Genomic DNA, 607 nt, shown 5'->3' on the forward strand with positions numbered 1-607 from the left:
GTCCTGATCAACAATGCGTCGAGCCTCGGCCCTGTCCCTCTGGCGCTCCTTGCCGATACCGAGTGCGAGGAGCTGGAAATGGCGCTCGCGGTCAATCTCGTCGGCGCGTTCCGGCTGACGAAAGCCCTGTTCGGTGCGCTTGCCGCGTCCGCACGCGAGGGCCGCGGCGCGCTGGTCATCAACATTTCCAGCGACGCCGCCGTGAACGCCTATCCCGGCTGGGGAGCATACGGCGCGAGCAAGGCCGCTCTTGCCCATGTGACGGCGATTTGGGACGAGGAGGCGAAAGCAGACGGCATCCGGCTCCTCGCGCCTGACCCCGGCGATATGGACACCCCACTGCACGCGCTCGCGATCCCTGATGCTGATCCGGCGACCTTGAAGCGCCCCGAGCAGGCAGCTGCCGAGATCATCGAAAAGATGCTCGACGCGTTGCCGGTCCGCTCTACGCTTCTCGCCGGAGCACATGGATGATTGCCGCCGATCGTCCCGATCGGCGCTCCGCCAGGCTGTTCGTCGTCGAGGCGGACGGCACGATGCGCGACCTGCCGCGAGTTGGACTCGCGACGCTGTTCAACCCCGGCGATCTGGTCGTCGCCAATGACGC

1 protein-coding gene is annotated in these 607 nt (G+C 66.7%); it reads left to right on the top strand.

Going from position 1 to position 607, the window contains the following annotated elements; genetic code table 11:
• A partial coding sequence (locus tag NKJ73_RS34145; RefSeq protein WP_352572794.1) for an SDR family NAD(P)-dependent oxidoreductase occupies positions 1-474 on the top strand: 474 nt, incomplete at its 5' end.
• Positions 475-607: the final 133 nt, after the last annotated feature.

Source organism: Mesorhizobium sp. M0074 (genome assembly GCF_040322975.1).
GTDB lineage: Bacteria > Pseudomonadota > Alphaproteobacteria > Rhizobiales > Rhizobiaceae > Mesorhizobium.